General features: G+C 66.6%; 8 protein-coding genes. 1 reads left to right on the plus strand and 7 read right to left on the minus strand.

What is annotated here, in order from left to right; genetic code table 11:
* Together JOZ00_RS17470 and JOZ00_RS17475 are read right to left on the minus strand one after the other, a co-directional pair.
* Nucleotides 1-944: glutamate decarboxylase (locus tag JOZ00_RS17470; protein WP_293345764.1), on the minus strand; the 944-nt coding region annotated here is incomplete at its 3' end.
* Between the two features lie 12 nt (nucleotides 945-956).
* Nucleotides 957-2378: an NAD(P)H-hydrate dehydratase gene (locus tag JOZ00_RS17475; RefSeq protein ID WP_293345775.1), complete on the minus strand. Its 1422-nt coding sequence runs from the start codon at nucleotides 2376-2378 to the stop codon at nucleotides 957-959.
* Between the two features lie 78 nt (nucleotides 2379-2456).
* On the opposite strand from JOZ00_RS17475, the gene JOZ00_RS17480 reads away from it, so the two are divergent.
* Entirely contained in the window at nucleotides 2457-3389 is a 933-nt protein-coding gene (locus JOZ00_RS17480) for a class I SAM-dependent methyltransferase (RefSeq protein ID WP_293345766.1), read from the plus strand.
* On the opposite strand, the gene JOZ00_RS17485 is transcribed toward JOZ00_RS17480, so the two are convergent.
* The 5 genes from JOZ00_RS17485 to glmS form a co-directional block, all read right to left on the minus strand.
* Complete coding sequence (locus JOZ00_RS17485) at nucleotides 3370-4101, minus strand: rhomboid-like protein (protein ID WP_293345768.1); 732 nt, start codon at nucleotides 4099-4101, stop codon at nucleotides 3370-3372. The genes JOZ00_RS17480 and JOZ00_RS17485 overlap by 20 nt on opposite strands.
* A gap of 68 nt (nucleotides 4102-4169) precedes the next feature.
* Nucleotides 4170-5069 carry a DUF4436 domain-containing protein gene (locus JOZ00_RS17490; RefSeq protein WP_293345770.1) on the minus strand — a complete coding sequence of 300 codons (900 nt, stop codon included), beginning with the start codon at nucleotides 5067-5069 and terminating at the stop codon, nucleotides 4170-4172.
* Nucleotides 5070-5131: 62 nt separating this feature from the next.
* Entirely contained in the window at nucleotides 5132-6019 is an 888-nt protein-coding gene (locus JOZ00_RS17495) for a DUF4436 domain-containing protein (RefSeq protein ID WP_293345777.1), read from the minus strand.
* Nucleotides 6020-6164: 145 nt separating this feature from the next.
* Entirely contained in the window at nucleotides 6165-7058 is an 894-nt protein-coding gene (locus JOZ00_RS17500) for a hypothetical protein (RefSeq protein WP_293345772.1), read from the minus strand.
* An 85-nt stretch (nucleotides 7059-7143) separates the two neighbouring features.
* A partial coding sequence (gene glmS, locus JOZ00_RS17505) for a glutamine--fructose-6-phosphate transaminase (isomerizing) (protein WP_293345773.1) occupies nucleotides 7144-8748 on the minus strand: 1605 nt, incomplete at its 5' end.

The following is an 8748-nucleotide window of genomic DNA, read 5'->3' on the forward strand; positions in this document are numbered from 1 at the left end:
GTGAAGGTCGGCATGTCGCCGCCCAGGTAGTTGACGTGGAAGACCAGGTCCTCGGGCAGGTACTCCTTGCTGCGCCACACCACGAACCCGACGCCGGGGTAGGTCAGCCCGTATTTGTGGCCGCTGACGTTGATCGACACCACCCGGGCTAGCCGAAAGTCCCATTTGAGCTCCGGGTGCAGGAAGGGGACCACGAACCCGCCGCTGGCGGCGTCGACATGCACGGGCACGTCCACGCCGCCGTCGGCGGCCAGCTTGTCCAGCGCCGCGCAGATCTCGGCGATCGGTTCCAGTTCGCCCGTATAGGTGGTGCCCAGGATTCCGACCACACCGATGGTGTCCTCGTCGACGGCGTCGACGACCTGTTCCGGGGTGATGACGTAGCGCCCCTCCTCCATCGGCAGATACCGGGGTTCAACGTCGAAGTAACGGCAGAACTTCTCCCAGACGACCTGGACGTTGGAGCCCATCACCAGGTTGGGGGTGCGCGTCTTCCAGTCCTTTCCGACCTTCTCGCGCCACCGCCACTTCAGGGCCAACCCACCCAGCATCACCGCCTCGCTGGAGCCGATGGTCGACACGCCGGTGGCGCTCGACGGATCGTCGTCGCGCAGGCCGTCGGCGTGGAAGAGGTCGGCCACCATGCATACGCAGCGCTGTTCGATGGCCGCGGTCGCCGGGTACTCGTCCTTGTCGATCATGTTCTTGTCGAACGTCTCTGCCATCAGCCGGCCGGCCTGCGGGTCCATCCAGGTGGTGACGAACGTCGCCAGGTTCAGCCGCGAACTGCCGTCCAGCATCAACTCGTCGTGGATGAAGCGGTAGGCGGCGTCGGGATCCATCGATTCGTCGGGCATCCGAAGGGCCGGCACGGGCGCGGTGAACAGCCGGCCGGTGTAGGCGGGGGCGATGGAGTGCGCAGGCAGGGACGGGTGTTGTGGCACTTCGTTTCCTCTCTACAGGGCCGCCAGGGCGGCTCGGATGTGCGGGACGATTCGCGACGCCGAGGTGGGCGCCTCGCCGGGACCCGGGTCGGCGGCCGACAGGGCCGCCGCGCGCGCGTGCACGAAGGCCGCGGCCGCGGCGGCCTCGACCGCCGGCAGGCCGGCCGCCAGCAGCGCGCCGATCATCCCCGACAGCACATCGCCGGAGCCTGCGGTGGACGCCCACGACTGCCCCGCCGGATTGAGATAGACCTGGCCGTCCGGATCCGCGATGACGGTCACGTTGCCCTTGAGCAGCACCGTGGCGCCGAACGCGTCGGCCAGCTTGCGGCACGCACCCACCCGGTCATCACCGGGCGGGTTACCCGCTAAACGGGCGAATTCACCGGCGTGCGGGGTCAACACCGTCGGCGCGGTGCGGTTGGCCACTAGTTCCGGGTGGGCGGCCAGAATGGTCAGCCCGTCGGCATCCACGAGCACCGGCAGATCGGTGTCCAGCGCGAACCACAGCGCAGCGGCCCCGACGTCGTCGGTGCCCAATCCCGGCCCGACGACCCAGGACTGCACCCGCCCGGCCGATGCCGGAGTGGGCGACGCGATCACCTCTGGCCAATGCGCGAGCACCTCGCGGTGCGCGCTGCCGGCGTAGCGCACCATGCCGGAGGTGGCCGCGACGGCGGCGCCGGTGCACAGCACGGCCGCACCGGGATACGTCGACGAGCCGGCCATGACTCCGGTGACACCCTGGGTGTACTTGTCGTCGTGCGGGCCGGGCACCGGCCAGCGCGCCGCCACGTCGGCCGCCTCGAAGCCCAGCAGGTCGGTGTCGGGCAGGTCCAGCCCGATGTCGATCAATTCCACGCGGCCGCAGTCGGCCAGCGCGTGCACGGGCTTGAGCCCGCCGAAGGTGACGGTCAGCACGGCCTGGACGGCGGGGCCGTCGATGACCCCGGTCGCCGCGTCGATTCCGCTGGGGAGGTCGACGGCAATCACCGGGATGCCCGCATCGTCGACCACGGCGAACACGTCGGCCGCGGCCGGTCGCAGCGGACCCGAGCCGGAGATGCCCACCACGCCGTCGATGACGAGATCGGTTGTCGGCGAGACACTTTCCACGATGCGGCCGCCGGCCTTGGTGAAGGCCGCCAGTCCCTTGCGATGGGTGCGCTCCGGATTGAGCAGGATCGCTTCGGCCGCCGCGCCGCGACGCCGCACGAACGTCGCGGCCCACAGCGCGTCACCACCGTTGTCCCCCGAGCCGACGACCGCACACACGCGGCGGCCGGCCACCCCGCCCGTGCGGGCCTGTAACTCGTTGATGATCTCGGTGGCAAGCCCGAAGGCTGCGCGCCGCATCAGGGCACCGTCGGGCAGGCTGGCCAGCAATGGCGCCTCGGCCTGGCGGATCGCGTCTACGGAGTAGTAATGCCGCATCAGAGTCAGATTACGTGTCACGGACGAGGCGTACAGTCGCGCTCGGTTTACCGGACGACTGTGGGCAGGGGGCCAAAGATGGCACGGACCGAGAACGACACCTGGGACCTGGCGAGCAGTGTGGGCGCGACGGCCACCGGGGTCGCGGTGGGACGGGCACTGGCCAGCCGGGCGCCCAACCCGCTGATCGACGACCCGTTCGCCGAGCCCTTGGTCCGCGCGGTCGGGGTGGACTTCTTCACCCGGTTGGCCAGCGGCGAGCTGAATCCCGGCGATGTCGACGACAACGGCGACTTCGGAATGTTGCGGATGGGCGACATGATGGGGATCCGCACCCATTTCTTCGACGAATTCTTCATGGCCGCAGCCGCTGACGGGGTGCGCCAGGCGGTGATCTTGGCCTCGGGCCTGGACGCCCGCGCCTACCGGCTGCACTGGCCGGCCGGAACCACGGTGTTCGAGATCGACCAGGCCCAGGTCATCGACTTCAAAACCACCACCCTCGCCGAGCTCGGCGCCGCGCCGACCGCCGAGCGGCGTACGGTACCGGTCGATCTCCGCCACGACTGGCCCGCGGCGTTGCGCGCCGCCGGGTTGGACCCCACCAAGCCCACCGCATGGAGCGCCGAGGGCCTGCTGCCGTTCCTGCCGCCCGATGCCCAGGATCGGCTGCTGGACAACATCACTGCGCTCAGCGCGCCGGGAAGCCAATTGGCCACCGAGAACCTGCGCGGCGCCAGCGACACCATCCAGACGATGGCCGACCGCATCCGCGCGGTCACCGAGCAATGGCGAGAACACGGCTTCGACATCGAGATGACCGACCTGTGGTACGTCGGCGACCGCAACGACGTCGTCGACTACCTGAGCGGCCACGGCTGGACGACTTCTGCCAGCAGTATCCCGGAATTGCTTGCTGCCCAAGGTCTCTCGCTGCCCACCCCTGCCGGCACCGACGCGAAGCCGGAGACCATCTCCGAGCTGCAGTACGTCACGGCCAAGCGGACCTAGGCGCCGACGGCTCGGGCGCGCCGCCTCGTCGCACCATGGCCTTGAGCCGCGCCGGACTCAACTGCCTGCCGTCTTTGTGCCGGGTCAACGGGTAGAAGCAGAGTCCGATGATGATCGACGTGAAGTGCCCGATCGCGGTGAAGTTCAGCTCCACATGGTCCATCACGATCAGCGGAAAGCCGAAGATGACGAGCAGCACCCCGAGATAGCCCCAGCGCCACGGCCGCGCAATGTGATACGTCAGGACGGCCATCACGGCGACGAGGAAGTAGCTGACCCCGATATCGCGGGCGTGCACCATGCGTTCGGAGGCGTCGCGCTCTTCGATCGCAAAGTAGAGCAGGCCCTCGCTGAGGTAGGTGGACAGGATGTGCGCGCTCAAACCCACGGTGAGCCAGCGCAGTTGGCCTAGCCAGTGTTCGGCCGGCGCGAGGAACAGGGTGAACAGCAGCAGGTAGGGCTCCAGGTTCTTCCCGTCGATCCACAGCAGGCTGGAAAACAGCACGTCGAGCGGGTCCCTGGCCAGCGCGTGAATGTTGGTCGAATGATGCAGCAGCATCGTGTGTAGTTGCCGCTGGGGCAGTTCGTACTGGATGGCCGTCGTGATCATCAGTACGACCAGCCAGCCATAAGTCAACGGCGCCCCGCTGACGAAATGCCATACGGCGAGCCCCATAGTGCGCAGTCGGGATCCGACCGATGCATTTGCCACGTCATCAACCTTCGCACACGCGGGGCCTCGTGCCCCACAACTTCGGCGGCAAACGCGGCCGCCGCCTGTCAGCTACGCGCCGGCTCCACGGCCGGCGCGGCGGGCTGCTCGTTGTCGGGCCGCAGATGCCGCCACCAGCAATTGATGTAGAGCAGCATCGCGATCACCAACAAGACGATCACCCACAGCACGACCGTGACGTCAATCCACGACCCGATCGGTGGCGAGTCGGGAAAGGCGTTGCGCAACGGCATCACCGCGAAGAGCATCGCCGCGTACCACGTTGTCATGGGCGGCTGGAACTTTCGGCGGTTGCGAGCAGTCTGAATCGCAACGAAGAGGCCGATGCCGGCGAGCGCGATCATCACGACGACGATGACTGAGGCAAACACCGCCGTGCTCGGCGACCGGTGCACGGTGATTCGATACGGTTCCAGCGCACCGGCTTTGGCGGGAGGCGGAATCTCGACTCGCCAACCGGGAACACGGTCGACGAAGGTCGCGGCCACACGTTCGGGCACCTGCGCCCCACCGCGGACGAGGTCGACGGTGATCGGGCCCGAATGGTAGCGATCGAAGGGCCAGTCCGAGGGGTCGCCCGCAATGGTCAGCGGGACCGGAAACACGCCCGGCACGACTCCTTTCGACCAGCTGCGCTTAGTGGGCGTGACCGCCGAATGGACGGCGACGGTGAGGTCTTCGGTGAGCCCGTGCGTCACCGGGTCCAGCAGCCCCGGTCCCGGCGCTACGGTGACGTTGGCGTTCAGCGCGCCCTTCATCGACTGCAGCTCTTCCAGGTCGATGGTGACCGTCGTGCCGTCGGCGGCCGGCTGCGCTTCGGTGACCTGGTGCGGGCAGCCGCACGCGGTATGGCTGTACACCACGATCACGCTCACATACGCCGCAATCAACGCGACGACGGCGATGATGCCGATGGTGCGCGGCTGCAGCGGCCGTTTCAACGCCATTTCGAAGGCCGCCAGTTTCTCGTTCGCATGAACGCGTACCCTGCCAGATCCATGGCAGCGCGTCAGGTTGCCGACGGTACCGGCGTGGGAGCGGACGGCGCCGGGGTCGTCGGCGCTGCGGGAACCTCGGGCCTCAAATGCCGCCACCAGCAGGCGATGTAGAGCAGCATCGAAACCACCAGGACGACGAGCACCCACAAGACGAGGGTGATGTCGACCCAGCCGCCGAAGGGCGGCGAGCCGGGGAGTGCGTTGCGCAGCGGCACGACCGCGAAGAGCATCGCCGCATACCACGTGGTCATGGGCGGCTGGAACTTTCGCCGATCACGCAGGGTCTGGACGGCAACGAAAAGACCCAGGCCGGCGATGGCGACCAGCACACCCAGGATGACGATGCCGAATGCCGCCGCGCTGAGCGAGCGGTCCATCGTCACGCGGTACGGACCGAGCCCGGTCACGTCGGTCGAGGCGAGCTGCCAACCGGGAAGGTGGTTGACGAACGTCAAGGGCACGCGCTGCACGACGGAGTCACTGCCGCTGTGCAGTAGTTCGACTTCGATTGGCCCCGAACGGTACTGGTCGAAGGGCCACTTCTCGATCTCGCCCGCGATGGTCAGCGGGACGGGAAAGACACCGGGCAGCATGCCCTTCGTCCACGTGCGCCGAGTGGGCGTTGCCACGGACCTGACTCGCAGAGTCAGGTCCCGGTTGAGGTGCTGGGTCTGCGGATCCAACAGTGCGGTCCCGGGTGAAATGGCAATGTTGGCAACGAGAACGCTGTAGTTCGACTGAACGTCCTCGACGGTCATCGTCGCCATGGGACCTTCACCCGCGGCCGGGTTGTCCGCCGCCGCCGGATGATGCCAGGTGCTGCTATTGGCATACAGCGCAACCGTGGCCACGTAGGCGCCGACGACCAACACGACCAGACTCACGATGCCGAGCTTCATCCCCGCCGATCGCACGCTTCCCCCTTTGTGGAGTCCCAACCCAACCGCTTGCCGTAGGCAATGCTTTCCGGAGGCAATGTAATGGAACTGCCGCGTGCCGGAGGCCGATTCGGCCAAGTGCGGATCGCTTACCGCGCCGCCGGCTTCAGGCCGACTTGCCGGCCGCGGGCGGCGAGGCGGTGAAGGGAACTTCCACGCCTTTCTGGAATGACAAGGCCGCACTTTGGATCAGCAAAGCTGTGATAAGCACAATCACCCACAGCCAGGCTTCGCCGGGGCCGATATGTGTCGCCGTATTCGTGTACCGCAACGCCACGACGGAGCGAACTATCACGGCGGAAACAACAGCGACGGTGATGTAGGGGACGACCATTCGGAGTTGACGCGCGACGCGGCCGGTGGGTTCTTCCGATCGTCGCCTCCCCGCTCCGAAGAACCACACGACGACGGAGACGATCGTCATCGCGACGGGTATCGGGATCGAAAGCCACGTGGCCCAGTCCCACAAGGGTTGCAGCGGCCGGTGCGTGTCGGGATTGCCCAGGGCCAGCGCGAGGTGCGTCAGCGTGTCTTCGACAAAAAACACGGTAATCGAGGGAACGAGTGTCGCCAGGATGAATACGCAGTGTTTGGCGAGTATCGCGGACGAACCCGAAAAGAACTGCACGATGGCGTACAGCAGCATATAGATCGACGCCGCAAACGACACGGCCGCAAGCACTTCCACGGAGGCGGCTCGGCCGTCGGTGAGGGCGCAACCCGTCTCGCCGGCAAGCAGGCCGTATCGCAGCGTGGTGAGAAACAGTCCGAGAAAGGCACAGACCAGTGCGATTCCTATTTGAGTCTCATGCTCGATCTCACGCGGCTCCAGCGACCGGCCCTCGCCGCGGCGCCGATAGGCGCGGTCGAGGACCAGATTTATGACGACAAAGGCGAAACCGGCGAGGATGCCGGTGAATTGCGCATAGGTTCTGGACACGATCGATACGTCGAATCCGGTCCACAGGACGCAGGAATCAGCAATCGCCCCCATCGCCATTTGCCGAATGGTAGTCGCACCGACCGCCACGCCGATGTTTCGACTCGCAAGCCGTACTGGCTAATTCGCCGCTATTGCTGCGCGACTATTCCACGGTGACGGACTTGGCGAGGTTTCGCGGCTTGTCGACGTCATAACCGCGGGCCTGCGCTATCGACGCAGCGAATACCTGAAGCGGAATGGTCGACACCAGCGGTTGCAAAAGGGTTGAGACGGAAGGAATCTCGATCAGATGGTCGGCGTGGGGCCGCACGGCGTCATCGCCTTCCTCGGCGATCACGATGGTGGTCGCACCCCGGGCCTGGATCTCCCGGATGTTGGACAGCAGCTTGGCGTGCAGCATGGCCGAGCCCTTGGGCGAGGGCATGACGACGATGACTGGCAGATCGTCTTCGATCAGAGCGATCGGGCCGTGCTTGAGTTCGCCGGCCGCGAAACCCTCGGCGTGCATGTAGGCGAGTTCCTTCAGTTTCAGGGCGCCTTCGAGTGCCACCGGGTAGCCGACGTGGCGTCCCAGGAACAGCACGGCCGAGGACTGGGCGAATCGATGGGCCAACGCGGACACCGGCTCGATCGCCGCGATCACTCGCGCGACCTGGTCCGGCATCGCTTCCAGCTCCTGGTATTCGCGCTCGACCTCGTCGGGGTACTTGGTGCCACGCGCCTGCGCCAGCGCCAATCCGACAAGATAGTTCGCGGTGATCTGCGCCAGGAATGTCTTCGTTGACGCCACACCGATCTCCGGGCCGGCGCGGGTGTACAGCACCGCGTCGCATTCGCGCGGGATCTGCGAGCCGTTGGTGTTGCAGATCGCGAGGACTTTGGCCTTCTGCGACTTCGCGTGCCGCACCGCTTCGAGCGTGTCCGCGGTTTCGCCGGATTGGGAGATTGCGACGACCAGCGTGCTGCGGTCCAGCACCGGATCGCGATAGCGGAATTCACTGGCCAGCTCGACTTCCACCGGGAGCCGCGTCCAGTGCTCGATCGCGTATTTCGCGAGCAGTCCGGAGTGATAGGCGGTGCCGCAGGCCACCACGAAGACCTTGTCGACCTCGCGCAGTTCCTGGTCTGACAGCCGCTGTTCGTCGAGCACGATCCTGCCGTCGACGAAGTGTCCGAGCAGGGTGTCGGCGACCGCGGCGGGCTGCTCGGCGATCTCTTTGAGCATGAAGTACTCGTAGCCGCCCTTCTCGGCGGCGGCCAGGTCCCAGTCGATGTGAAACTCGCGGTATTCCACGTCGGCATTGCCGTAGAAATCGGTGATCCGATACCCGTCCGCGGTGATCACCACGGCCTGATCCTGCCCGAGTTCGACGGCGTGGCGAGTGTGTGGAATGAACGCCGCCACGTCGGAGCCGACGAACATCTCGCCGTCGCCGATCCCGACCACCAGTGGCGTCGAACGGCGCGCCGCGATGATGGTGCCCGGCTCGTCGGCGTTGGCGAAGACGAGGGTGAAGTGGCCCTCCAGCCGGCGCAGCACTGCGAGCACGGACGCGGCAAAATCGCCGACGGTCTCGCCGTGGCGGTACGCGTGGGCGACCAGGTGTACCGCGACCTCGGTGTCGGTGTCGCTGGCGAACTCCACACCCTCGGCCTCCAGCTCGTGGCGCAGGGATGCGTAGTTCTCGATGATGCCGTTGTGAACGACGGCGATCTTGCCGGCGGCGTCGCGGTGCGGGTGCGCGTT

The organism is Mycobacterium sp. (genome assembly GCF_019243155.1).
Classification (GTDB): domain Bacteria; phylum Actinomycetota; class Actinomycetes; order Mycobacteriales; family Mycobacteriaceae; genus Mycobacterium.

Bases quoted from the DNA above. Each gene is read 5' to 3' on its own strand.
- JOZ00_RS17475 (WP_293345775.1), bottom strand. From the start codon at position 2,378: ATGCGGCATTACTACTCCGTAGACGCGATCCGCCAGGCCGAGGCGCCA.
- JOZ00_RS17480 (WP_293345766.1), top strand. From the start codon at position 2,457: ATGGCACGGACCGAGAACGACACCTGGGACCTGGCGAGCAGTGTGGGC.
- JOZ00_RS17490 (WP_293345770.1), bottom strand. From the start codon at position 5,069: ATGGCGTTGAAACGGCCGCTGCAGCCGCGCACCATCGGCATCATCGCC.
- JOZ00_RS17495 (WP_293345777.1), bottom strand. From the start codon at position 6,019: ATGAAGCTCGGCATCGTGAGTCTGGTCGTGTTGGTCGTCGGCGCCTAC.
- JOZ00_RS17500 (WP_293345772.1), bottom strand. From the start codon at position 7,058: ATGGCGATGGGGGCGATTGCTGATTCCTGCGTCCTGTGGACCGGATTC.